The sequence below is a fragment of the Pseudomonas mandelii genome, from assembly GCF_006438925.1.
Classification (GTDB): Bacteria; Pseudomonadota; Gammaproteobacteria; order Pseudomonadales; family Pseudomonadaceae; genus Aquipseudomonas; species Aquipseudomonas mandelii_C.
Genome location: NZ_RCZA01000013.1, coordinates 210,466 through 235,291 on the forward strand (window position 1 = coordinate 210,466; position 24,826 = coordinate 235,291).

Consider the following 24,826-nt stretch of genomic DNA (forward strand, 5'->3'; position numbering starts at 1 on the left):
GGCAAGTCCANCAGACGCGCCTGTTTGCTCGACAGATCGGTTTGCAGCCGGTGACCACACCTGTGCGCAGCCCGCAGAGCAATGGCATGGCCGAGAGTTTCGTGAAGACGATCAAGCGTGACTACGTGGCGCACATGCCCAAGCCGGATCGAGAAACGGCGTTGCGTAACCTGGCAATTGCCTTCGAACACTACAACGAGCAGCATCCGCACAGCGCCTTGAACTATCGCTCACCGAGGGAGTTCAGGCGCTTAGCGGCAGCATCAATTTAACAGGGAGTTGGTGTCCGGTTTTGTAGGGGCAAGTCCATTGGACTAGCTATAGACCGAACTCTCGCGTTCAAGTAGATCCAGCCATAGATACCCACGTAGAGGCCAACACCAATAATCAGCACGCTGGAAATCGAAAAGAGATCGTAGCTTTGTATTCTCTCACTGCCTGCGTTCCTGTCGATTACGGAATCATCCCAGGCATGTACCCAATTTGACACGATCGCCGCGTTGGAAGAAATTGATGATTCGCCTCTTCTCTTCGACCTGAAATCCTGTGGCTGTATCTGCAGCCCAAATTTTCAACACGACCGATTGGATGTTCCCCCCGACCTAGGGCCCAGTCGATTACTGGGTGCCTGGTTTCCTAATAGGAGTGACAAATTGCTGACTCGGCCCGACAAAGATGCGCTACGTGCGATGCTGGAATCGCAAGTACAAGAAAAGCTACAGCACGACCCTGACGTGGTAACGACTTATGCAGCACAGCCTGAACCCGAACGAAAGCCATACACCAGTAAGCCCACGGTTCAGGACAAGGCATTTCACAAGGAGCTCGAGCAGATGCGCGCGGACGCTGAAGCTGGAGTGATTCATAAGCCGAAGCGCGAACCTGAGGACGGAGGCGTGTCTAGCCTTGCGCTGGATGATTATCCGAATTTGTAAAACGTACCGCCGAGAGGCTATCAGGTGTGGGACGGCTTGGTGCCAGCTCTAGATCATTGGTGACCCCGCATCCATGGTGGGCCTATTCAATCAAGCGAGCACTTTTATTGCTTCACGCATAAAAATCTCAACGGTCTTAGGGCCCATCCCATCGAATTCTTTTAATCGTTTTTCGACATCACGGTGATCGCCACTCACCTTGAAGATATTTCCTACCTTTCCAGACTATTCGTCGTCGATCCTGCACAAGCAGCGTCGAACTCTTTCAACTGATCAGGTAAGAGCATTAGGTCGATAACTGTCCTTCTTGACGAGCAGCAATCGGCCGTGGCGGCTAACTTCATCTCGGCCCGATAAGTTCGCGGATCTGTCGCTTCGTCCTGGCCATCGCCCATGAACACACGCTAAAGCGGTGTGGCCATGAGTTTCATAATTTTTAAGGCTTGCTTAAGGACTTTAAAGGTCGCCGGCGGACAGACTTTCCCTAACGATCAGGAGAGCCGCACAAGGGCAGAAAATTTCCAGTGATTTGCATGTCGGCACACTGGGATGAAGCCACACTGGCCGAATCCAGCCGCTATGAGCCCATCGAATGCTTGCGTAAACCCTTCAGCGGCGATGCCTTGCTGAGCGCCGTCGAGTTTGCGCTGCGATGTGAGCGATGAACAATCACGTATTGGACGGCGATTGCGGCGTATCAGGATTGAGTTGCTGACGCCTGAATTGCCCAGGTGGCTGGCCATGAATCTGGCGAAAGCGTCGGGAGAAATAAGCCTCGTCAGCGAAACCGCACAACCTCGCCACCTCCCCCACCGGTCGTGTCCCATTGAGCAGGTAATTGCGTGCCGCGTGCATCCTGCGCTCGAGCACCAGCTCTGTGAAGGTCTTGCCGATTTCCTTGCGCAACCAGTGCGTCAGATACGTCGGTGACAGGTAAGTCGCAGCAGCCACCTTGATCAGGTTCAGATCGGGGTCGGCAATATTCTTGCGCAAGTATTCGGACATCCTGCTCAGCGCATCGCGTCGGCTGACTTCGGCGGCATTCTCTTCGGCCAACCGTTTGAGCGGCTCGGCATACAAGGCACAAACGCTCCCCACCAGTTGCAGCAGCAACCCCTTGAGCATCTCGCGGGTGCCGAACTGACGGTTCTCATCCAGGACTCGCATCTGTTCGATCAAGGCACAGACTTTGCGGAAGTCCTCATCGCCCAGAATGAAATCCAGATGCTCCTGAAAGCGGAACGGCGACAACTCCGGCGCCAGGAGAATCGAGACTTCCTCCAGGTCCATCGGGTCGCACTGCAAATGTGGCAGCAGGAAGGTCTGGGAAAAATTGATCACCATGAAATTGCTGTCGGCCGGATGCGGAATCACGTGCACGCGATGCGGCAGGATGAAGGCCAGCGTATTGCGCGGAAATGGACGTTCGACATTGCCGATGTGCTGCACGGTATCGCCACCGAGGTTGACCTGGATCTGGAAATACTCGTGGCGATGCGGGCTGGTTTCGGCGCGCCGTCCCTTTTTGTCGCGGATGTAAAAGTCCGTCAATTCGCTGCGTTGCTGCATGACGTAAGTGGGCACTCGATCGGGTGACGACATCGCCTGGGATTCCTCGACAGGTACATGGACAGGTTGTCGTCGCGCCGGGACGCAAGCGGCGACTGCGGTGATTGTGAAGGCAGACACCGCCGGCTTCAACACGTCATAGGATGACAACGAAATACAGAGAATTAATTGTATCCGTGTGTGATGTGTCGCCTGTCCAAAAAACCACGAGCACACGTAAATATTTAATCATTTAAAAACAATAACTTACTAAACACATAAAGCATAACTAAGGAAATGAGCTGATTTGATTTTTCTTGGACACCTGCATTAATCGCCTTTTCCAGAAGAAAAAACGATCTAACGGCTCCGTTGATTTTGAGAGGTTGTACGACCACTGTGACAACCAATGCAGCCCGACCCTTCCAAAAACAAATCAAAAGGTGCGCACGTGATGAACCTGTTTTTCCCCCTCGCCAACCCTCCCCCGATCGAGCCAGTCCGAAGGCGTATCTGAGCGCCTGACAGCGGCTGTCCGCGCCTCTCATTCAAGTAGCGATTGCTCTGCCCCGGCACTGCGGGCACGGCTTCGGCTGCGCGCGAACATCTCGATTCTTCTAAAAATAAAAAGGTCTACTCATGTCGAACTCACAAACCTCCCCGTCCACCGCGCCGTCGGTGAGTGCCGGCACCCGGGATGCCCTGCTGCCTCAGCGACTACCGACGCGTCGGCGTTGGTTCATGCTGTCGTTGCTGCTGATTGCGACCATCATCAATTACATCGACCGCGTAAACATCTCGATTGCCGCACCGTTCATGGCCAAGGACCTGGGCCTGGACAAGATCGAAATGGGCCTGATTTTTTCCGCGTTTGCCTGGACCTATGCACTCGCCTTGGTGCCTGCCGGGTTCATTGCTGATCGCTTCGGTTCCCGGTTCACTTACGGGGTGTCGCTGATCAGTTGGTCGACGGTCACCGTGTGCCAAGGCCTTGCCACAGGATTCGCGTCGCTGTTCGGACTGCGCCTGGCCGTCGGTGCCATGGAAGCTCCAGCGTTTCCGGCCAACAGCCGAGCGGTCACGGTCTGGTTCCCGGCCCGCGAACGGGGCCTGGCCAGCAGCATTTACGTGTGCGGCCAATATCTGGGCACGGCACTGTTTACCGGCGTGCTGTTATGGCTGGCCACGACCTACGACTGGCGCCATGTGTTCTACAGCACCGGGATACTCGGCATTGTTTTCGGTGTGATCTGGCTCTACTTGTACCGCGATCCGCTGAGCTGCAAGAACGTCAGCCAGGAAGAACTGAAGTACATCGAAGCCGGGGGTGGATTGGTCAAGAGCAGTCAGGAGCGCACCCGGTTCAACTGGCGGCAGATCACCGAGCTGTTCAGCTATCGGCAAATCTGGGCGATTTGCATCGGCAAGTTCGCCAGCACCTCGGCGTTGTACTTCTTCCTGACCTGGTTTCCGACGTACCTGATCGAAGAACGTAAGCTGACCATGATCAAGGCCGGGATCTTCGCGGTACTGCCGTTCGTGGGTGCAACGGTCGGCATTCTGCTGGCCGGCATCGTCTCCGACTTGCTGATACGCCGTGGTTACTCAATGTCCTTCGCTCGCAAGTTGCCATTGGTGGTCGGATCGATGCTGGGTATGTCGATTGTGCTGGTGAATTTCACCGACTCGAATGTGATCTGCATTGCCGTGCTGACCATTGCCTTCTTCGCCCAGGGAATCGCTTCGTCGTCGTGGGCGGCCGTATCGGAAGTCGCGCCCAAGGAACTGATCGGCCTGACCGGCGGGGTCACCAGCCTGGCCGCCAACATCGGCGGGATCGTCACCCCGATCGTGATTGGCGGCATCGTCCACGCGACAGGCTCGTTTGCCTACGCCTTCTGGTTCATTGGTGGCGTGGCGTTGATGGGGACCTTGTCCTATTCGTTGCTGCTCGGTCGCTTGTATCGCATCGAACTCAAGGCGCGCTGAGCCAAGAAACCGTTTTTCTCCAACACGAGACGGCATTCGTCCAACTTCGCAAAAGATTGCCGCCGTACGCTGACGCTTCTAACAGGACGACTACAAAATGACGATGACCGAGTACGTGTTTACCCCGGATCTGCCCGTGACCTTGCCGGTTGCCAGCAGCCAGCAGCGCTTTCCCGTTGGCCGGGTATTTTGCGTCGGCCGCAACTACCCTTGGCCAGACGCCCAAGGCCAGTCCCGCCAACCGCCAGTGTTCTTCATGAAACCGGCGAGCAACGTGGTGGATGCGGCAGGTGAAGTGACTTTCCCGCCGTTGACCGAAGAGTTTGTCCACGAAATCGAATTGGTCGTGGCCATCGGTGAAGGCGGCGCCAATATTCCGGAGAGTCAGGCGCTGGCCTATGTCTGGGGCTATGCCGTCGGTCTTGATCTGACCCGTCGTGATGTCCAGCGCGCGGCCAAAAGCAATGGTTTGCCGTGGGAAGGTGCCAAGGTGTTCGACGGCGCCGCGCCGATGACCGCCATCGTGCCGGTGACTCGCGCCGGACACCCGGACGGCGATTTGTGGCTGAACGTCAACGGCGAAGAGCGCCAGCGCGACAGCCTCGACAGCCAGATCTGGTCGGTCAGTGAAATCATCAGCCGCATCTCGCAATCGGTAGCACTCCGGGCCGGTGACTTGATCATGACCGGCAGTCCGGCAGGCGTCGATGTGCTGCAACCAGGCGACATCATCAACGCCGGGATCGACGGCATCGGCCAACTGGAAATGCGCGTCGGTCAGCGACCTTGAACCCGGCATACGCCCTGGTGAATTGAGAAAGGAGATAACAACATGAACAGTCCTTTGAAAGTGGCCCTGGTCACCGGCGCCGGTAGCGGAATCGGCCGCGCCGTGGCCCTGGCTCTGATGGCCGACGGATTCACCCTGGTATTGGCCGGACGTCGGCCGGAGCCGTTGCAGGCCTTGGTCGAATTGGCGCTCAGCGAAGGACACGAAGCGCTGGCGGTGCCCACTGATGTGCGCGACCCGGCCAGTGTCGACGCGCTGTTTGCCACCATCACCGAGGTATACGGACGCCTGGACGTGGTGTTCAACAACGCCGGGGTCAACGCCCCTGCCGTGCCGCTCGATGAGCTGACGTTCGAGCAGTGGCGAAACGTGATCGACACCAACCTCAACGGCGTTTTCCTCTGCGCCCGTGGTGCCTTCGCACTGATGCGCCGGCAACAGCCACAGGGCGGACGCATCATCAATAACGGCTCGATCTCGGCGCATACCCCACGCCCCTTCAGCAGCGCCTACACCGCCAGCAAACACGCGGTGCTGGGGCTGACCAAATCCCTGGCCCTGGACGGGCGTGAATTCAACATCGCCTGCAGCCAGATCGACATCGGCAACGCCCTGACCGAAATGTCGGTGCGCATGACCAAAGGCGTGCGCCAGGCCAACGGCACCATTGCCGTGGAGCCGATGGTGGACGTCAAGCATGTGGCCGATGCCGTGCGCTACATCGCCGGTCTGCCGCTGGAGGCGAACGTCCTGAACATGACCGTCATGGCCAGTGCCATGCCGTTTGCCGGTCGCGGTTGAACCGGCCTTTTTATTCCGTTACGCGAGGTTTACATGAAGCCAGAAGTCTTGCAGCTCAGCCCGATCCTGATCCCCGAAATCAATGCGCGGCTCGATGAGTTGTTTACCGTCAGACGTTACTTCCATCAGGCCGACAAGCAGGCTTATTTGCAGGTACACGGCGCGAACATTCGCGGGGTGATCACCGGCGGGCATACCGGTATCAGCCAGGCGCTGATGGCGCAGCTACCGAAACTGGAAGTGGTGGCGGTCAACGGCGTGGGCACCGATGCGGTGGATCTGGCTTACGCCCGGGATCGCGGGATCCGCGTGACCGCAACCATCGGCGCGCTGACCGAAGACGTCGCCGACCTGGCCATCGGATTGTTGATTGCCGTGTGCCGGGGTCTGTGCACCAGTGATCGTTATGTGCGTTCGGGGCAATGGCCCCATAGCCCGACACCGTTGGCCCCGTTGCCGTTGGCGCGTCAGGTGTCGGGCATGCGCATCGGCATCGTCGGCATGGGCCGGGTCGGCCGTGCAGTGGCGACCCGGGCCGCAGCGTTCGGCTGCCCGATCAGTTACACCGATCTGCAGCCGATGAGCGATGTGAACCACACTTTCATCGCCGATCTGAAGCAGCTGGCCAGCAACAGTGATGCGCTGATTCTCGCGGCCGCTGCCGACAAGGCTGAAGCCATCATCAATGCCGAGGTACTGCAGGCACTGGGCAAGGACGGGTATCTGATCAACGTGGCGCGCGGCAAGCTGGTCAACGAGGTCGATCTGGTGGCGGCGCTTGCCGCTGGTGAGATCGCGGGTGCGGCGCTGGATGTGTTTGTCGATGAACCGAACGTCCCCGAGGCACTGTTCGGCAACGAGAAAGTGGTACTGCAGCCCCATCGCGCCAGTGCGACGCTGCAGACCCGCACGCGAATGGGAGAGATGGTGGTGGCGAGCCTGGTGGACAGTTTCGCCGGGAGAATACCGCAGGGTTCCGTGACTGACTGAACGCTGGCCGCCGAGGAGACATTGCGTCCCCTCGGCGGTTCGGTGTCAGGTAAACAGATCGACCCCCAACTGGAAGGCGACCCACAGCGCGAGGCCTGTAGCAAAGAGCAGCGCGATGTTTTCAAACAGGTTGTTGCGATATTTCTTGTCCAGCAGCGACTTCTGGTTGGACATGATCAGCAGGCCCAGGGAAATGACCGGCAAGCCAATGATGTTCAACGCGCTGACACCAATGGTCAGGGTTACGAAGTCCGGCATGCCTGGCAGCGACCAGATCAACGGCGTCACGAGGATGAACAGCATGAACCATTTATGCATCGGATCATGATGAAACTCCTTGCCGTACTTTTCGCGACGATCAGGACGAACGTGTTGGAAGGCATCGGTAATCAGCATCGGGAACGCAGTGGTCTTGCCTGAAATACTGGCAAACAGTGTCGCGAACACGCCGATGAAGAACACATACCAACCAATCGGGCCGAAGAAAATTTCCAGCGCCTTGCCCAGGTCGCCCAAAGTCTTCACCTCGATGCCGTTGGGCCGCAGGATTTCCGCGCCGACGATCCAGATGGCCAGGTTGATGACGATCCCGACGAACACTGCAAACAGCAAATCGTTACGTTGAACACGTTTGTGCTGCGGCCCTACCCAGCCCTTTTGGCGCATGACATACGGATGCACGAAGTTGGCAATGGAGCCTGCAACCGCGCCGATAACCGATACCGCCACCAGCAGCGCGCCATGCACGCCTTCATCCGGGGGGATGCTGAAGCCGATGGTGCCTTTGACGATGCCGACGACATCGGGGCCGGACATCACGGCCAAGGCAATAAAGGCCAGGGTCATGATCGCCAGCAGCACCTTCATCACGCCTTCGATCATCGAATAAATATTACGACCCACCAGCATCCACACAGCGAGTACCACCGCCAGTGAACACAGCAGTGGCTGGTCGATTTTCAACAGCATCGCCAGCGACTCACCCGCCCCCTTGATCATGTAGGCGTTCATCAAGTGCCCCATCAACAGGGCGTAGACGAGCATGAACCAGGCGAAAAAGGGATTCAGTTGCGCATAGCCTTGCAGGATGGTCATGCCCTGGTTATTGCACAACTGGAAGCGAGCGATGATGTTTACGATCAGGTATCTCAAGAGCAGAGAGACCGCCAGCACCCACATCATCGCGTAACCGTAATTGGCCCCAGCCACGGATGACGTGATCAGGTCACCTGCGCCCAGCCAGGACAGTACGGCGATGATTCCGGGGCCCAGCAGTTTGAGTATTCGGGAAAATCGATTTTGTGCGGGCGCCGCAGCCTGGCCTCCGACGGAACGAATGCTCGTCATAGAGGGTATCTCCATTTATTTTTTTTGTGAGAACGAGCGCAGTCGAACATGGTAGATACGACGTCGTATAACAATTCTTAAGCGAGTGTGTTTAGAGATGTTTCAAGATCGCAGGGCGGGAACGTCGGGCTGCGTGGATGGGCATCGAACCAGGCTGGGCTCGTGTAACCACTGCGCCTGAGCCACGACGTATTTTTTCCAACTTGAGAAAACAGCGATTGATGTCGCAAAAGGACAGTCATAGGATGACAGACCACAACCATAAAAATAAGGAATCATCTGTGAGAAGCCCCCTCCTCTTGGCCGCTGCCGTTGTCTACGGCCTCAGCCTGCAAGCCAATGCCGCCACTTTTGCCTATATATCGAGCCCGGGAGACGGTTTGATTTCCCAGTATCGCCTTGACCAGAACAACGGCGCGCTGCGCCTGATTGAACAGGTCAACGCCGGTGATCAGGTCAACCCCATGGCCATCACCCCTGACGGCAAAGTGTTGTTTGCCGCCTTGCGGGTCAAGCCGTTTCAGGTGCTGGGCTATAGCATCGATCCCAAGAGCGGACATCTGACGCCGCTGTCCAAAGCGCCGCTGGCAGAAAGCATGGCTTACCTGTCTACCGATAGAAAAGGACACTATCTGCTCGGTGCATCCTACGGTGCCGACACCGTCAGCGTGCAGGCCATCGACAAGGCCTATCAGCCTTCTGCCAGCATCCTGAGCTACAAGACAGGCCCGCATGCACATTCGGTTCGTACCGACCCGAGCAACCGTTTTGCCTACGCGGGCAATCTTGGCGCGGACCAGGTGCTGCAATATCGCCTTGATGCCAAAACCGGCACGCTCACCCCCATCGGCAGCGGCTACATCAGTGTCCCGGACAATACCGGGCCTCGGCACCTGGCCTTTTCCCCGAACGGCAAATACCTGTACGTGGTCGGTGAAATGAGCGGCACGGTCACAGCGTTTTCAATCAATGACAGCACCGGCGCATTGACTCAGGTTGCCGTTGCCAATGGCATTCCCGAGCGTTTGAAACTGGCTCACGGCGAAGTGCGTGATGCACGTAACAACGACTTGAAGGACGACCCCACACCACGTATCTGGGCGGCGGACCTGCGGATCTCGCCCGATGGCAAGCTACTGTTGATGACCGAGCGCACCAGCAGTTCGGTTTCGGCATTCGCGGTTTACCCTTCAACAGGCGGCTTGAGCTTTCTCGAGAATTATCCGGTGGAAGAGAAGCAGCCACGCAATATCGCTTTTTCACCCAACGGGCGCTGGTTGCTAGTGACGGGCGAGAAAAGCGAAAAAGTCGGCACTTACGCGGTCAGCAACAACGGCGCCTTGAAACGCGTCGGTGAAGCGGCGTCGGGCAAAGGCGCGTTATGGATTGAGGTACTGCAAACATCGGCGGAGTAATCTTCGGGCGGAAAAAGACGCGACGCATGGGGGGCGGGAGTTGGCTCATTCCGACCTCCATGGTTTGGCGGTGTGTGCCTTGAATCGTCGTAGGTTTCTACGGGCGCATTCGCCTGGTTTTAGCTGTTTTTTAGTGGGTCCAGGTGCTGGGCAGATATACGATCCCGTCGTCATTGAACTCATGCGGATTGAGTACGCGCATCCACATCACTTGCAGACTCAGGTCTGATCTTGAACCAGAGGGAGTACATCGCTGGAAGGAACACCAATGTCAGCACTGTGCCGGCAAACGTACCGCCAATCAGCGTGTACGCCAGCGTGCCCCAGAAGACCGAATGGGTCAGCGGAATGAAAGCCAACATCGCTGCCATCGCCGTGAGGATCACCGGCCGCGCCCGCTGTACAGTGGCTTCGACCAATGCGTCATAAGGCGCCAGGCCGGCTTGCTCATTGGAATGAATCTGACCGATAAGGATCAGCGCGTTGCGCATCAGAATCCCTGACAACGCAATCAGTCCCACCAAGGCGTTGATCCCGAACGGCTGTTGGAACAGCAGAAGAATCGGCGCCACACCAATCAGCCCCAGGGGGGCGGTGGCGAAAACCATGATCATCGCCGACATCGAGCGCACTTGAATAATGATGGTCAGCAACATCAGCGCGATCATGATCGGGAACAACGGCAGCAATGCCTTGTTCGCTTTACCCGACTCCTCGATCGCGCCTGCCAACTCAATCCGGTAGCCCACAGGCAACTGTTCAATGACCGGTTGCAGTTGCTTCATCACGGCGTTGGAGACATCCGGGGGCTGAAGTCCTTCAGCCACATCACCGCGTACGGTGATGGTCGGCGTACGGTCACGGCGCCGCAGAATGGGCTCTTCCATTCGCGCATCCACCGTCCCGACCTGAGACAGCGAGACCCGTTGACCCTGAGCACCGGTCAGCGTGAAGGCGTCAATTTTTGAAGGATCCAGACGTGTGTTTCCAGCAGAGCGGGCGACCACCTGGACCGAACGGATATCTTCACGCACTTGGGTGACAGGCGCTCCGGTCAACAGAAACTGCAGTTGCTGAGCGACATCAGTGGAGGTTAAGCCAAATGCCTGCAAACGATCCTGATCCAGCGTGAGGTGGAGTGCCGGAGCGCGCTCGCCCATGTCGGTGTTGACGGTTCTCATCATGGGACTAGCAGCCATGACCTCGCGCACCTGTGCGGCGATATCGCGCAACACTGTCCGGTCCGCGCCCATAACCCGAAAGGCCACCGGGTACGGCGAATAAGGACCGAACACCACCTGTGTGACACGCACCCGTGCTTCAGGCGCCAAACCATCAGCCGCGGCTTGCCGCAGCCGGATTTTGAGCGCCTCGCGCTCTTCCTGGCTCGCCGTCAGCACGACGATTTTTGCAAACGAAGGATCGGGCAACTCAGGTGCCATCGCCAGATAGAAGCGTGGCGCGCCCTGACCGATGTAGGCAGTAACTATCCGAGCCTCCGGTTGTTTTGCCAACCACGCTTCGACCTTGGCCGCCGCCGAATCGGTTTGCTCGATCGACGTCCCGTACGGCATCTGCACCTCAACCAGCACCTCGGGCCGGTCGGATGTAGGGAAGAACTGTTTCTTCACCAAGCCCATGCCAAGAATCGCCACAATGAACAAGGCCACGACGGATATCGCAACAAGGCCTTTACGGCGAATTACCGCCCCCAACAGACGCCTGAAACGCAGGTAATTCGGTGTACCGTAAATCGCTGCATGTCCCCCCTCAGGCACCTTGATCTGCGGCAACAGTTTGACGCCCAGGTAAGGTGTGAACACCACTGCCACCACCCAGGAGGTAATGAGCGCAATGCCGACGATCCAGAACATATTGGCGGTGTACTCACCGGCCGTAGATTTGGCAAAACCGTTGGGCATAAAGCCTATGGCAGTGACCAGCGTGCCCGACAACATGGGGGCTGCAGTATGGCTCCAGGCATAGGCGGAGGCTTTGATTCGGTCGTAGCCCTCCTCCATCTTCACCACCATCATTTCAATGGCAATGATTGCATCGTCCACAAGTAGCCCCAGCGCCAGAATCAACGATCCCAGCGTAATCCGGTCAAAGTCTTTACCTGTGGCAGCCATGACAATGAACACCGCAGCCAGAGTCAACGGCACCGCCGCAGCGACGACGATACCGACTCGCCAGCCCATGCTGAGGAAGCACACCAGCAACACCACCCCGAGCGCCGCGAAAAATTTGACCATGAACTCGTTGACGGCCCCGTCAATATTCACCGCCTGATCGGTGACCTTGGTCAGCGTCATGCCTAAAGGCATTTGCTCATTGATCGACGTTGTCTCGGCGTCGAGCGACTTACCTAAATCAAGGCCGTTCCAGCCATCGCGCATCACTACACCGAGCAACAATGCGGGTTCTCCGTTGTTGCGCACCGAGAACGTAGAGGGGTCCTCATAACCACGCTTGACCTCAGCCACATCGGACAATTTGAGGGTTCTGCCCTGCACTACCAGCGGCGTATCTCGAATCTTCTGCAAGTCATCAAACGCACCATCCAGTCGGATGAAAACCTGTGGGCCCTTCGCCTCAACCGAACCGGCCGGAGTCATCATGTTCTGCGCGTTCATCGCACTGAAGATATCTCGTGCGGAAACACCCAGTGTCGCCAGACGCTCGTATGAAAATTCGACAAAAATGCGCTCGGACTGCTCACCAATGATATTGACCTTCTTCACTCCCGCCACATGCAGCAGACGCTGGCGCAAGACCTCGGCCTCGCGCACCAGCAAGCGCTGTGGTTCGCCCTTGGCCTTTAGCGCATATAGAGCGAAGGTGACATCGGCATACTCATCATTGACCATCGGGCCGATCACCCCGGACGGCAACCCCTTCTCCTCATCAAGGATTTTCTTGCGTGCCTGGTAAAACTCCTCCGGGACGGCGGAGGGCGGCGTGCCGTCGAGCAGATAAACTGTGGTGAAAGCCAAGCCTGGCCGGGTAAAGGTCTCGGTCCGGTCGTACCAACGCAGTTCCTGCATGCGCTTTTCCAGCTTTTCAACCACCTGGTCCTGCATCTCCTGAGCAGTCGCCCCAGGCCAGGCAGTAACCACCGTCATTTGTTTGATGGTGAAGGCAGGGTCTTCCGCGCGCCCCAGTTTGAAGAAGGCATACAGTCCACCTACGGAAATCAGCAGGATCAAAAACAGCGTGATCGAACGCTCACGCACCGCTAGTGCGGACAGATTGAACCCGATCATCGGCGCACCTCGGCCACCGGTGCTTGGGCGCTGACGGCCATTTGAGACCTAACCCGTTCCCCTTCACTTAACAGATGCGCGCCCAGCGCGACGATACGATCGTCGATCTGGAGGTTGCCCGTCACTCGAGCAGTTTCTGCATTGCTTAGGCTGAGGACCGTGACAGGGCGCCACGTCACCTGCTCAGGGTCGCCCCCAACAGCCCAGACACCAGGACCTTTACCCGCGTCATAGAGGGCAGCGATAGGCACTTGTAATTCATTGGCATTGGCGACTGGCGTACCGTCTATGGCTACTGAGATGGTCGAACCCAGGATGGCATCAGCAAGCGCGCCCTCCAACACATAGCGCGCCTCAAATGTACGGGTTTGCCGGTCAGCCGAATCGGACAACTGGCGTAAACGCGCGCTGCCTGCACGTTGGTTTTGCCCATAAAGTTCAACCGTCGCCGACGACCCCAACGCAGGACGTAGCGTTTCAGGCAACTGGATCACTGCCTCGCGCTGCCCAGAATGGGCAACACGTACCACTACCTGACCTGCGCCTATCACCTGCCCCGGCTCTGCCAAGGTGTCGACAACAACCCCGTCAGCATCAGCCAGCAACGTCGAATAGCCGGTAGAGTTTCTCGCCACATCAGCCTGGGCTTTGGCCGCGTTAAGCTGCGCTTTCGCCGAGTCGGCAGCCGCTTTGAACCCTGCATAAGCTGAAGCAGATACAGCACCAACAGACACCAAATCCCGGTAGCGAAGCTCATCATCGGAGGCCTGCCGGGATCGGGCCATGGCGGCCAGCACCGCTTCCTGCTGCGCCCGCGCGGTCAGCGCCAGATCATTAGCATCGATTCGCATGAGTGGCTGCCCGCGCTTGACGCTCTGCCCGGTGTCCACCAAACGTTCCAGCACTTTCCCAGGAACTCGAAACCCGAGATCGCTCTGAACTCGAGCTGCGACGATACCGGTGAATACGCGATCTGCAGACGCGGAGGGTTGAACCACCGCAATGCGCACCAAGGGCATTTGGAGGCGAGGATCTGGAGGTATGGCCTCGTTGCATGCGACTAAGGCAAACGGCAACAAGCCAATGAAAATGAATGACATGTGGCGACGCTGGATCATAGAGACCTCTTGGAAGCGGATATGCCATGCTTATTCAAGTGACCAATTAAGTCAATAGTCACAACTCAGACAAATGAAAGTTGCCCTGATGATCAGAGCAACGCAGAGGGATTTGAGATCTGATTTTTTAGATACGCATGCTGCCGCGGATGCGCAACGGATCCATCAGCCAAGCCTTTTAAGGCATCAGACCGCGTAGAATCAGGTTGGAAATGAGCCCAGGAGCCTCTTCAACAACATCGAGGTTGTACTGCAACAGCAAAGGATTGATGAAGGGCCGTAGAGCGAGATGAATCGATTCCACTGTCTCGTCCAACGGGGTCTTGCGCTCAAACTCACCGAGTTCCCGCCCCTCTCGCACGATCTGCAGCACGAAGCTCTTGATGCGCGCGTCATAAACTCGCGAGCTGGGCCAGCTTTCCGAAGCGGCGAACGCCGCGATGTCATAAAGTTTTCGGTCATTAAAAAACAGGTCTACACCCTTGGTGATCAAGGTTTTGACCAAACGTCGAAAGCGCTCAGTCGGGGAGATACCCTCAACATTGATAGCCTGCTCAACAGCCGCAACGATTTCCGACAGACAATTTCTACAAATAGCCTCACCAATCGCCTGCTTGGAATCGAAGAACTTGTAGATGTAAGCCTTGGAAAAACCGATGGCTTTCGCCAGGTCGGAGACTGTTGTCTTGCTATAACCGTATTGACTGAAATGTTCGTTGGCCGCCGCGACAATCTGGTCTCGGATGTCGTGATCGGCTGGGCCGCGGGCGCTGGGCGAAGAAACTGATGGTTGGTTCATGCGAGCAGCTTACGCACCCTGAAGGTAGTTGACAACTTGTGACCAAATTGTAATATCGTCACAAATCGATCATTCCGAAGGTATCACATGTACCCTCCTCGTTTTGCCGTCTTGCTGTGGTTCGGTATGGTTGCGGGTTGCGCAGTGGGCCCTGACTATTCAGAGCCCGATGTGCAATTGCCTGAGCATTTTTTGGCGCAAACACCTAAAGCACACCAAGTTGATGCAGCACCAACTGATCTCGCCGCTTGGTGGAACGCGTTCAATGACCCCGTACTCAGTCAGCTGATCAATAGAGCCTTTGAACAAAATCTCGATTTAGCTCAAGCAACAGCAAGGATCGAGCAGGCTCACGCGGGTTTGGGGGCAGCTAACGCAGCGCTTTTGCCATCGGCTACAGTCAATGGCCAAGCGGCCAGAGCCCGGCAGTCCGTGGAGACACCGTTGGGCCAAGTACTGAATTCAGATCCATCCTATAATCGCTACGGTAGCGCCTATGAGGCGAATCTGAATGCAGGCTGGGAACTGGACGTATTTGGCGGACTACGCCGAGGCAAAGAGACAGCCTTCGCCGACTATCAGGCCTCCCAAGCCGGAGCAGTTGCCACACGCCTCGCAGTGGTAGCGCAGACTGCAGACCTTTACATCAGCATCCGTGGCCTGCAAGCACGCCTGGAAATTGCCCGAAAGCAAGTAGACACGCGACAACAACTGCTCACCACCATCGAGCATCTGTATGCAAAAGGATTAGCTGCTGAACTACAGTTGAACCAGACCCAAGGGTCGCTGAATCAAGCACAGGCAACCGTGCCGGTACTGCAGGCTGGCCTTGCAGCTGCGATGAATGCGCTGGATGTCATGTTAGGCAAACCGCCGGGTACTTACAGCGCGCAATTGATTAAGTCGGCGCGCATCCCTGACGTGCCAAGTCTCGCCGACTTAGGCTCTCCGGCCGATCTGCTGCGTCGGCGTCCAGATTTGATCGTCGCTGAGCGCCGACTGGCGGCATCGAATGCTCGCATCGGCGAAGCCATCTCCGAGTACTACCCCAAATTTTCTGTGGGTGCGCTGCTAGGCAGCGCTACATCTGAATCCAGCGGGAATCTTTTCAGCAACGGTGCCAGTCAGGCCTCGGCGGTCCTGGGACTACGCTGGAGGCTATTCGATTTTGGCCGCATCAACGCCCAAATTGACTTGGCGAAGGGTCAAGAAGCTGAAGCGTTAGCCGTTTACCGCCAGTCAGTTCTGCGGGCCTCCGAGGATGTCGAAACCGCTTTTTCGGCACTGATCAACCGCGAGCAGCAATCCGAAAAGCTAGCCCAGGGCGAGTCTGCTTATGCGAAAGCACGAGCGACGTCGTTTACCGCGTATGAAAAAGGCGTGGTCAGCCTGATAGAAGTATTGGACGCCGATGAAAACCTTTTAGCGGCATCTGATGGTAGAGCCCAAGCACAAACTGAATCGGCTCGTGCTGCAGTGGCCACATTCAAAGCATTGGGCGGCGGCTGGCAGCGCGAAGACTCAAATGGCCGTTTGATCTCGAGTGCACAATGAGCATCCCTTCGGGACGCTCAAACAATGGATGATCTTCTACGGATGATGGTTTTCGGCCAGAAGCCAAACCTACTGAGCAACAGCGACTTGATTACGCCCCAGCGCCTTGGCTCGATACAGCGCTTTATCAGCATTGTTCATCAAGCTGTGCAGATCTTTATTACCGGCATCCATTGACGCTACGCCGAGGCTGGCTGTTACGCAGTGAACAGGCTCGATCATCAATCCAGCAATAGTCTGGACGAGCTGTTCTGCAATCTTAACGGCGGCCTCAATGGAGGTGTCCGGGAGCAGAACTGCGAATTCTTCTCCACCTAACCGGCCGTGGATATCCGTTGCACGAAAGGAAGAACTGATGACCACACCCATTTGGCGCAAAACCTGATCCCCAACCTGATGGCCGTAGGTGTCGTTGATATGCTTGAAGTGATCCATGTCCAACATTACGGCGCACAACCCTGACCGGTTGGTTTCACATTCGTTGTAGAGCTGCTGGGCATGCTCGAAAAAAGCTCGTCGACTCTTCAGGCCGGTCAGTTCATCAGTTTGTGCTGCACGGGTTGAAATACTGTTCGCCTGTTCCATTTCACGGGTTAGTCGAAAGGCGGTTTCCAGTGCCTCGGACATTTTCCGTGTAGCGCGGGCAAGAAATGACGCGAACACCAAAACCGAGAGTGCCATGCCGACTTGAATCGTGGACGATTGAAACAGCAGCCAGGCGGTGCATGGCAACAGAACCAGACCAATGGACACTAGTGTCATATCGCGATAGGCCGAGTAGCAGGACACCGCGCTGACAGACATCCCGACAGTAAAGAGCATGACCAACGCCTGCGATAAAAGATCGTCTGCTGGCATGACAATGAATGCGCCTCCCCCCCAGATACTGGCGGATAACACGAGCGTGCTCCAGTATTTGCGCTCCCAGCGTTGAGGCGTACGTTTACTTTCGTCGCTGCGAAAATAGGCAACAAACATCGAGATGCGCAACAGCGTCGATCCGGTCAGTATGGCCAGCCACCAAAGAATAACGCTGTGCTCAAAACGATCCCAACACAGCCAACACAGCATGATGGCAGCGAGGTAGCTACCAAAAACCGCAGAAACTGATTGGCGAAATAGTTGATGCAATCGGTCAGTTCGCACCCGCCCGGCTATGAAAAATTCTTGGTCACTCCAAGATCCTGGGCCATCCATGTGATCCACCTGATCATGACTCAATTAAAAAACTATTGTGGCACCCTGCCACCAACGCAAACAACCGAATTACGCTCGTGGCCGTCCGCAAAGCTCTTGGAGAATCACCCCGCCTCGTAGCCAAGCCCAAACGCCAACCAATTCAATGAGCTGCGCTCCTGTCGACCCATGAGGAGTGATCGTTATGGGACGATTTCAACTTTCGGCACATCGAGTGTGGCTTGATCGAGTGGTCTCGCTCCATTGCAGAGTCGGATCTAGATCACACCCTCAATTACATAAGCATGAAGGGAGTACCGGCTGACAGAAGCTTTTATGGTTTGGTCATGTCCATTTCTTCAACCATCAGACGCATCGGCGAAACAGCGCAGCCATCCGGGCTGGTTGTCGATCCCGAGTGACGGCAAATGGCCAGAAGAGCTCTTTATGCCTAGGCGCGCGTTGCTCGTCGCTGCACGTAACATCAACCGGGTTGATCGACGACCTTAATCTGCGTCAGCCCTACCCGCTCAGCCTGCTCTAAAATCTCCTCCGGCGTTGCGTCCGCAGTGGGCATGATCAGGCTGTTCTCTCCATCCCCAAAATGCAGCTGTAGCAGGTGCATCGCCGCCTCACGGACGGGCAACTGAGGCTGCTTGAATTCGAAGATGTAAGTGCGGGGCTCGCCGTTGAACAGGTATTCCAGGGAGTAGTTGCGCATGGTGGGATCCTCGTAATGGGAGGGAAGTACTTCGCTGATTTGGCTCCCAAGTAAATGGTGCGTTACGTGCGCAACGTGCTCAAGAAAGTCCTCCTCCATGCAGCCGCCGGACAACGAACCACGAACCACGAACCACGATGCTCCCCTGTCGGAACAGGCGCATCAATCGGCAGATCTGAATAAGGAACTGACCAAGACCGGTCCACGCAGTACTCATTGGTTGAACGGTTTAACCGATAGCCGATCAATCCTCATGGAGAGGCCCGCCTTACACGGGCTTTTGCCCGCGCTTTCGTATCCGCCCTGTCATGCCTTCGTCACACCCACCAAGCACAATGCGGTCAGCCAAAAGGATTTGGCCCCATCGACAGAGAACCCGGCTAAGTGCCAGGTTTTTTCGTTCCAGCGACATGCTTTTCACGAAGTGCTCACAGAACAGAGCGCAGATTGAACGGACAAAAGGATTTGACCCCATACAGAGAGCCCGCCATGCGCGGGCTTTTTGTTGTCAGACATTCCTGCGGCTAAGCTCCCCACTCTCTCGAAATGTAGTCAGGGAGGGTGTAGTCCTTCGCACGAGGTTTGGCGTGTCGGACCGCGGTATCGGTGAGGGTCATCGTACAATCTCCGTCTCGTTTGGATGGAGGAGATTTGTACGGTTTGCCGACTGTCGGAATTCCCAAGCTGTCAGTAGTGACGGCAGCACGGGCCAGGAGGGTCTGCAATCGTTGCCGCACGGCTCCTGGCAGTTGCCATTGCACGCATAGTCAAAGGGTTTTTGCGTAGCGCAAACGCCTCAATAGATCATCGTGAAAGAGGCGTAGTCGTCCGCGATACGAACAACGCTAGTACAGCAGCAATCAGAAGAAATACCCCACTCGCGATGAATGTGGCCTGATAGCCAACTCCGTCATACAGCAACCCACCCACCGTCGCGCCAAGCGTAATCGCCAACTGAATCACCGCCACCATCAGGCCGCCTCCGGTCTCAGCATCTCGTGGAAGCGTGCGTGACAGCCATGTGAACCAGCCTACTGGCGCGCATGTAGCAATCAGACCCCATACCCCCAGCAAGACTGCAGTAGTCCACATCGAACTACCATAGACCAGTAAAGTCACGGCTATCCCCGACATCAACAATGGGATGATCATGAGTACCCGATAAAGGCTTTTGTTCAACACCGAACCGATCACCATCGTACCCGCCAATCCTGCCATCCCAATGATCAGCAATAGCAGGGACAGTTCAGACACATTAACGTGGGTCACCGACTCGAGAAACGGGCGCAGATAGGTAAACAACGCAAACTGCCCCATGAACAGAAAGCCTACTGCCGCCATACCTAACGCGACCTTGGCACTACCTAGCAGCCGAAACACATCAGTTGCAGATCCAGACGCCTTATCGCCAGGCATTTTCGGCAAGGTAAACGCCTGCCAACAGAGCGCGACAGCCGCAAGCGGCACCACACAAAAGAACGCTCCTCGCCAACCGATCAGTCCGCCCATGAAGCTACCAATGGGTGCGGCTACCGCTGTAGCCAACGCGGTGCCACCCTGAATCAAAGCGATGGCCTTGGGTACAAAGCCTTCTGGAGCAATCCGCATGATGACGGCGGTCGACATTGCCCAGCTGCCTCCAATCGCGATCCCCAAAATCGCTCGACCAACCATCAGCGTTGAATAATTTGGGGCAAAGGCGACGAGAGTACCGGAGGCAATCATCAATGCTGTCAGGAACAGTAAAACGGGCCTACGGTCGAGTCGGCGAATGACTGAGGAAATGAAAAGACTGGTGACAACCGCGAAGAGGCCGGAAATGGAAATCGCTTGTCCAGCCTGCCCCTCAGTCAGCACTAGATCGGTCGCAATCGGTGTGAGCAAACTCACCGGCAGAAACTCCGAAGTCACCAGGGCGAAGGCGCACAGCGACATCGCCAGGACGGCTCCCCATACCTGTCGGCTCGCTGCTTGAATAGGTAAAGCAGTACTGTTCATCTAATCTCCTCCAATACGTAAAGCTCCAACACCTGCGAAGAAAGCGTGGCGTCGGCATTGCTATGCGGGTACATCGAGTGATCCCCTAGGCTCAGAACTGCTGAGCTGAAAGGAATCGAAAGGCCCCGCTCAATGCCGGGGCCAGGTATTAGGTTGCGTGGCCGTTTGACGACAACGTCACTTGAGGTTGGTTTGGAAGAACGAGGTCAGCTTGCCAAAAGGGATGAGGTCGACCCGATCGTAGAGATCCACGTGGCCCGCACCTGGAATGATGACTAGCTCTTTGGGTTGGCCAGCCAGTCGATAAGCCTCTTCACTGAATTCACGCGAGTGAGCATTTTCACCAGCGATGAACAGCATCGGGCGCGGTGAGATCGTCTCGATATCGTTGAACGGATAGAAGTTCATGAACTTGGCGTTGCTGATCAGCGTCGGGTGAGTGGTCAGTAACGGTGACTGACCTTTGGGGGTGAACTCACCACGTGGCGTGCGGTAGAAATCGTAGAACTCGCGTTCGATAGGATTGGATTTGTCCGTCAGCTCATGGACAGTTCCGCTGGTGTACTTGGTTTCGCCACCGGTGAACTCGACATAACGCTGCTCGGCAGCAGCGGCGATAGCTTGCTTCCTCTGCTCGACAGTGACGGAATGCTTCAGGCCATTTCGGTTGGCTGCGCCCATGTCGTACATGCTGACCGTGGCAATGGCCTTCATCCGAGGGTCGATCTTGGCGGCGCTAATGACGAAGCTGCCGCTACCACAAATGCCCAGGACACCTATCCGGTTCCGATCAACGAATGTCTGTGTGCCAAGGTAATCCACAGCGGCACTGAAGTCTTCAGCATAGATTTCTGGCGAGACCGCGTTGCGCGGTTGCCCGCCGCTTTCGCCCCAGAACGACAGATCGATGGCAAGGGTGACGAAACCTTGCTCTGCCAGTTTCTGGGCATACAAGTTCGAACTCTGCTCTTTGACCGCGCCCATGGGATGGCCAACGATGATCGCAGCGCTTTTACTGCCAGGTTTCAAATCTTTAGGAACGAACAGATTCCCTGCAGTTTTCATCTGGTACTGATTTTTGAAGGTCACCCGTTGCATCGTGACCTTCTCACTTTTGTAAAAGTTATCGGCTCCGTTAGACATGTCGGCTCCCAGTGCAGAGAGCGACGACATCAGAAGGCCGAGCAAGATTACAAGTTTTCTCATGAAGTGCTCCCATCAGTGAATAGATGCTGATCGACGTGGTTGCCGGGTCTGGATCAGCAGATCGTGTGCGCCCTGCCTGTGACCACAGGTGAGGCTTGCCCTATTCTCTGGGAATACGTCATGCTTGATAATCTAATCAAAGCTTGTTGAAGTTATAAGCACAGCTAATCAATTGCGACAGGCAGGGTCCAATGCCACGACATAACCTGAACGATCTTCTGGCCTTTGTGACGATCGCCAGAGAAGGCAGCTTTACACGAGCGGCCGCCCACTTGGGTGTCACGCAGTCCGCCCTGAGCCAGACTGTTTCCGGGCTTGAAAAGCGGCTGAAGATTCGTCTACTTACGCGCACCACTCGTAGCGTTTCGCCGACCAGTGCGGGTGAACGCTTGATGCAAGCCATCGGTCATCGTTTCGACGAGATCGAGGCCGAGCTGGATGCGTTGACCGAACTTCGTGACAAGCCTGCAGGTACGGTGCGCATTACCTGCGGTGATTTTGTTCTAAAGACAATCCTCCTTCCGCGACTCACGCCTTTGCTCCTTGAATACCCCGATATCAAGGTTGAGTTTGATATCAACTATGGCTTCCGAGACATCGTTGCTGACCGCTTCGATGCGGGCATCAGATTTGGCGACACCGTCGATAAAGATATGATCGCCGTTCCAATCGGACCCGAGGTAAGGATGGCTACAGTGGCATCGCCATCATATTTCGCACGCAACCGTGTGCCAAAAAAACCGCAGGATCTGGTGAATCACAGCTGTATCGACATACGCTATCCAACCCTAGGCGGACTTGATGCCTGGGAATTCGAAAAGCGCGGTCGCAAGGTCAACGTGCGTGTCGTTGGCCAGGTCATTGTGAACACAAGTGCGCACGTCCCGGCTGCGGCTGTTAACGGCTTAGGCATCGCCTATTTACCGGAAGAAGAGTTTGCCCCGCACATTGAGGATGGTCGCTTGGTGCGGGTACTGGAAGACTGGTGCCCTTTGTTCTCGGGCTATCACTTGTACTACCCAAGCCGTCGTTTGCCGACGCCGGCCTTTTCGCTGGTTCTGAATGCTCTTCGAGGCGAGGCTTTATTTTAACGCAGCGTATGTTTGGTGCTTGGACACGACAGTTACCGGGTGCTGTCGATGATTTGACCTCCGTCAGGCGTGAGGCTGTATCCCGTCAAGAACTGCGCAGGCCGCGAGGGCACGTTGAGCTACGACCGTCTGGTGCTGGCGGCCGGCAGCCAGTTGGCCCGCCCCACGGTGCCAGGCCTTGCCGAGCACGCCTTCGACGTTGATCAGATCGAAGCCGCAGTGCGCCTGGAAAACCACATCAAATCCCTCAAGAACCGGCCGTACAGCGCTGCCCGTAACACGGTGGTGGTCGCCGGTGGCGGTTTCACCGGGATCGAGACCGGCACCGAGATGCCGGCACGTCTGCGGGCCGTGCTCGACGGCGATCAGGACGTGCGAGTGATCATCATCGACCGTGCCCCGCAGATCGGAGCGACGATGGGTGCAGGGATTCGTGCGTCGATCATCGAGGCGTCCGAACACCTGGGTGTCGAATGGGTGGTCAACGCCACTGTCGCGGCAGTGGACGCAAACGGCGTGCCCCTTGCCGATGGTCGCCACATCGAGAGCCAGACGGTGGTCTGGACCGTCGGTTTCCGCGCCAGCCCGCTGACCGAACAGATGAACAGCACCCGCGATGCCCAAGGCCGCCTGCACGTAGATGAGAACCTGAAGGTGTTCGGCCAGGACAATGTCTACGCCGCCGGCGACGTCGCCTATGCCGCCACCGACGACCTTGGTAACTTCGCAGCCATGTCCTGCCAGCATGCGATCTCTCTGGGACGCTATGCCGGGAATAACGTCGCCGCGGATCTTCTAGGCGTCGCGCCAACCCCCTACCGCCAGCCCAAGTACGTGACCTGCCTCGATCTGGGTGTCTGGGGCGCGGTGTACACCGAAGGCTGGGATCGCCAGCTCAAGCTGGTCAAGGAAGAGGCCAAGGAACTCAAGACGCAGATCAACACCCAATGGATCTACCCGCCGGCAGCTGATCGGGCCACCGCCCTGGCAGCGGCCGACCCGATGATTCCGGTGGCCTGATCACCCGGCCTGAACACGGCGCCCGTCCAGCAGGACGGGCGCCCGCCGAGCAACGCTGTACCTTTCGAGGGAACTGGCTATGTTCGCATTCTTCGTGTCACCCCAGCGTGTCCTGAAACTGTTCAAGTACTTGCTGACAGGCGCAATGGTCATCCTGGTCATCGGGACCCTGCTGGCCTACAGCCTCAGCGCTGTCGATGACCTGGCCAGCACTTGCCAAACTGCTGGGCATGCCGCAACCAGCATCAATCGAGATCGACTACGTGATGCACGGGATGGCCCATCAGCACTTCGTGCTGGCGGGCCTTTTTTTATCTAACCATGCGCTGCTGCTCCGTCACTCTCGCGCCGAGAGAACGGTTTTCGCCTGAAGTTCTTGACCCAGGAAATAGGAGAACGGCCATGACAATGCAACTGGACTACCTTTCCGACGGTTCGTCGGCATCCATCTGGAGGGGATGGCTGAGTCTAAGAGTCTGGAGATCGAACAAGAGCTGATCGCTAAATGCGACATCCCGGTTTTCTCAGACGAACCACACGGGATGGCAATTGTGTTGGTCCGTTTCTGGTAGGCGTACCGTCGCCATTTTCTGACCACGGTAGTCAAGTTGACTGTCCTAACCGGTGACAAATAAATCCCCGACCATTACAATTTGATTAACATCGACCGTTTCAAGGTACAGACAATTCCATGGAAAATAAAACTGCACGACTAACTGTGCTCATTGATCCCGTCAAGAAAAAAGCGCTTGAGGAGCTTTGCGCATCTCAGGATCTGACGCCTTCTCAGGTCGTTCGTCAGCTCATTCGGGACTATCTGGAGACGCATGGCGTTTCCTACGCTACCAAAAGCAAAACTGCGGCCAATGGTAAGTGATTCATCTGCGCATGAGCGGGTACGACGAATGCCTGCTCATCGCCCCTTCTACTCTCTTGCAACTCATCTCCAACCTTGGGTCTTGTCGATCTCGGCGTAACGGCCCAGTGCGCCACTGAAGTCAGCATGATACGGCTGTGAGCCGAGTGCGTGAAAAATCCCTGCCTTGTCGATCTTGCCAAGGA

General features: G+C 56.5%; 20 protein-coding genes and 3 pseudogenes. 13 read left to right on the forward strand and 10 right to left on the reverse strand.

What is annotated here, in order from left to right:
- Positions 1-11: 11 nt before the first annotated feature.
- Positions 12-272, forward strand: a pseudogene (locus EAH74_RS26935) (integrase core domain-containing protein); the annotation flags it as partial.
- A 381-nt stretch (positions 273-653) separates the two neighbouring features.
- Complete coding sequence (locus EAH74_RS26945) at positions 654-935, forward strand: hypothetical protein (RefSeq protein ID WP_140682411.1); 282 nt, start codon at positions 654-656, stop codon at positions 933-935.
- 90 nt (positions 936-1,025) lie between these two features.
- On the opposite strand, the pseudogene EAH74_RS33985 reads toward EAH74_RS26945, so the two are convergent.
- Positions 1,026-1,157, reverse strand: a pseudogene (locus EAH74_RS33985) (DNA methylase); the annotation flags it as partial.
- A 311-nt stretch (positions 1,158-1,468) separates the two neighbouring features.
- On the opposite strand from EAH74_RS33985, the gene EAH74_RS33645 reads away from it, so the two are divergent.
- Positions 1,469-1,600, forward strand: coding sequence for a hypothetical protein (locus tag EAH74_RS33645; RefSeq protein ID WP_274609972.1), 132 nt, complete (start codon positions 1,469-1,471; stop codon positions 1,598-1,600).
- A 4-nt stretch (positions 1,601-1,604) separates the two neighbouring features.
- Here EAH74_RS33645 and EAH74_RS26955 read toward each other — a convergent pair whose 3' ends face one another.
- Positions 1,605-2,537, reverse strand: coding sequence for a helix-turn-helix transcriptional regulator (locus EAH74_RS26955; RefSeq protein ID WP_046048641.1), 933 nt, complete (start codon positions 2,535-2,537; stop codon positions 1,605-1,607).
- A gap of 585 nt (positions 2,538-3,122) precedes the next feature.
- On the opposite strand from EAH74_RS26955, the gene EAH74_RS26960 reads away from it, so the two are divergent.
- The 4 genes from EAH74_RS26960 to EAH74_RS26975 all read left to right on the forward strand — a co-directional run bounded on the left by EAH74_RS26960 (position 3,123) and on the right by EAH74_RS26975 (position 7,053).
- Positions 3,123-4,472 carry an MFS transporter gene (locus tag EAH74_RS26960; RefSeq protein WP_140682414.1) on the forward strand — a complete coding sequence of 450 codons (1,350 nt, stop codon included), beginning with the start codon at positions 3,123-3,125 and terminating at the stop codon, positions 4,470-4,472.
- 97 nt (positions 4,473-4,569) lie between these two features.
- Entirely contained in the window at positions 4,570-5,262 is a 693-nt protein-coding gene (locus tag EAH74_RS26965; protein ID WP_140682417.1) for a fumarylacetoacetate hydrolase family protein, read from the forward strand.
- Positions 5,263-5,304: 42 nt separating this feature from the next.
- Positions 5,305-6,063 (forward strand): SDR family oxidoreductase, encoded by a 759-nt coding sequence (locus EAH74_RS26970; protein ID WP_140682420.1) that lies wholly within the window; start codon positions 5,305-5,307, stop codon positions 6,061-6,063.
- Positions 6,064-6,096: 33 nt separating this feature from the next.
- Entirely contained in the window at positions 6,097-7,053 is a 957-nt protein-coding gene (locus EAH74_RS26975; RefSeq protein WP_140682423.1) for a 2-hydroxyacid dehydrogenase, read from the forward strand.
- A gap of 45 nt (positions 7,054-7,098) precedes the next feature.
- On the opposite strand, the gene EAH74_RS26980 is transcribed toward EAH74_RS26975, so the two are convergent.
- The gene (locus tag EAH74_RS26980) at positions 7,099-8,415 is read right to left on the reverse strand and encodes an Nramp family divalent metal transporter (RefSeq protein ID WP_430539800.1); all 1,317 of its coding nucleotides are present in this window, start codon (positions 8,413-8,415) and stop codon (positions 7,099-7,101) included.
- A gap of 266 nt (positions 8,416-8,681) precedes the next feature.
- Here EAH74_RS26980 and EAH74_RS26985 point away from each other — a divergent pair, with 266 nt between their 5' ends.
- The gene (locus tag EAH74_RS26985) at positions 8,682-9,815 is read left to right on the forward strand and encodes a lactonase family protein (protein ID WP_170206637.1); all 1,134 of its coding nucleotides are present in this window, start codon (positions 8,682-8,684) and stop codon (positions 9,813-9,815) included.
- A gap of 179 nt (positions 9,816-9,994) precedes the next feature.
- Here EAH74_RS26985 and EAH74_RS26990 read toward each other — a convergent pair whose 3' ends face one another.
- The 3 genes from EAH74_RS26990 to EAH74_RS27000 form a co-directional block, all read right to left on the reverse strand.
- Positions 9,995-13,081, reverse strand: coding sequence for an efflux RND transporter permease subunit (locus EAH74_RS26990; RefSeq protein WP_140682431.1), 3,087 nt, complete (start codon positions 13,079-13,081; stop codon positions 9,995-9,997).
- Positions 13,078-14,199 carry an efflux RND transporter periplasmic adaptor subunit gene (locus EAH74_RS26995; protein ID WP_140682434.1) on the reverse strand — a complete coding sequence of 374 codons (1,122 nt, stop codon included), beginning with the start codon at positions 14,197-14,199 and terminating at the stop codon, positions 13,078-13,080. The genes EAH74_RS26990 and EAH74_RS26995 overlap by 4 nt, the downstream gene beginning before the upstream one ends.
- 178 nt (positions 14,200-14,377) lie before the next feature.
- Complete coding sequence (locus tag EAH74_RS27000; protein WP_123366074.1) at positions 14,378-14,998, reverse strand: TetR/AcrR family transcriptional regulator; 621 nt, start codon at positions 14,996-14,998, stop codon at positions 14,378-14,380.
- A gap of 87 nt (positions 14,999-15,085) precedes the next feature.
- Between EAH74_RS27000 and EAH74_RS27005 the strand changes: the two genes are divergently transcribed.
- On the forward strand, positions 15,086-16,552 hold the full coding sequence (locus tag EAH74_RS27005; protein WP_140682437.1) for an efflux transporter outer membrane subunit: 1,467 nt from the start codon (positions 15,086-15,088) through the stop codon (positions 16,550-16,552).
- 69 nt (positions 16,553-16,621) lie between these two features.
- Here the strand turns inward: EAH74_RS27005 and EAH74_RS27010 are convergent, their stop codons facing one another.
- The 4 genes from EAH74_RS27010 to EAH74_RS27035 form a co-directional block, all read right to left on the reverse strand.
- A complete protein-coding gene (locus EAH74_RS27010) occupies positions 16,622-17,749 on the reverse strand; it encodes a GGDEF domain-containing protein (protein WP_140682440.1) in 1,128 nt (375 codons plus the stop codon).
- Between the two features lie 463 nt (positions 17,750-18,212).
- On the reverse strand, positions 18,213-18,449 hold the full coding sequence (locus tag EAH74_RS27020) for a hypothetical protein (protein WP_140682443.1): 237 nt from the start codon (positions 18,447-18,449) through the stop codon (positions 18,213-18,215).
- An 804-nt stretch (positions 18,450-19,253) separates the two neighbouring features.
- On the reverse strand, positions 19,254-20,447 hold the full coding sequence (locus EAH74_RS27030; RefSeq protein WP_140682446.1) for an MFS transporter: 1,194 nt from the start codon (positions 20,445-20,447) through the stop codon (positions 19,254-19,256).
- A gap of 177 nt (positions 20,448-20,624) precedes the next feature.
- The gene (locus tag EAH74_RS27035; protein WP_140682449.1) at positions 20,625-21,653 is read right to left on the reverse strand and encodes an alpha/beta hydrolase; all 1,029 of its coding nucleotides are present in this window, start codon (positions 21,651-21,653) and stop codon (positions 20,625-20,627) included.
- A 191-nt stretch (positions 21,654-21,844) separates the two neighbouring features.
- Here EAH74_RS27035 and EAH74_RS27040 point away from each other — a divergent pair, with 191 nt between their 5' ends.
- From EAH74_RS27040 to EAH74_RS27050, 4 genes and pseudogenes are all read left to right on the forward strand, one after another.
- Positions 21,845-22,744, forward strand: coding sequence for a LysR family transcriptional regulator (locus tag EAH74_RS27040; protein ID WP_140682452.1), 900 nt, complete (start codon positions 21,845-21,847; stop codon positions 22,742-22,744).
- Between the two features lie 96 nt (positions 22,745-22,840).
- Positions 22,841-23,764, forward strand: a pseudogene (locus EAH74_RS27045) (NAD(P)/FAD-dependent oxidoreductase); the annotation flags it as partial.
- A 197-nt stretch (positions 23,765-23,961) separates the two neighbouring features.
- Positions 23,962-24,135, forward strand: a complete 174-nt coding sequence (locus EAH74_RS33015) for a hypothetical protein (protein WP_161600342.1) — start codon at positions 23,962-23,964, stop codon at positions 24,133-24,135.
- A gap of 320 nt (positions 24,136-24,455) precedes the next feature.
- Positions 24,456-24,641 carry a ribbon-helix-helix protein, CopG family gene (locus EAH74_RS27050; RefSeq protein ID WP_045060687.1) on the forward strand — a complete coding sequence of 62 codons (186 nt, stop codon included), beginning with the start codon at positions 24,456-24,458 and terminating at the stop codon, positions 24,639-24,641.
- The last annotated feature ends 185 nt before the right edge of the window (positions 24,642-24,826 follow it).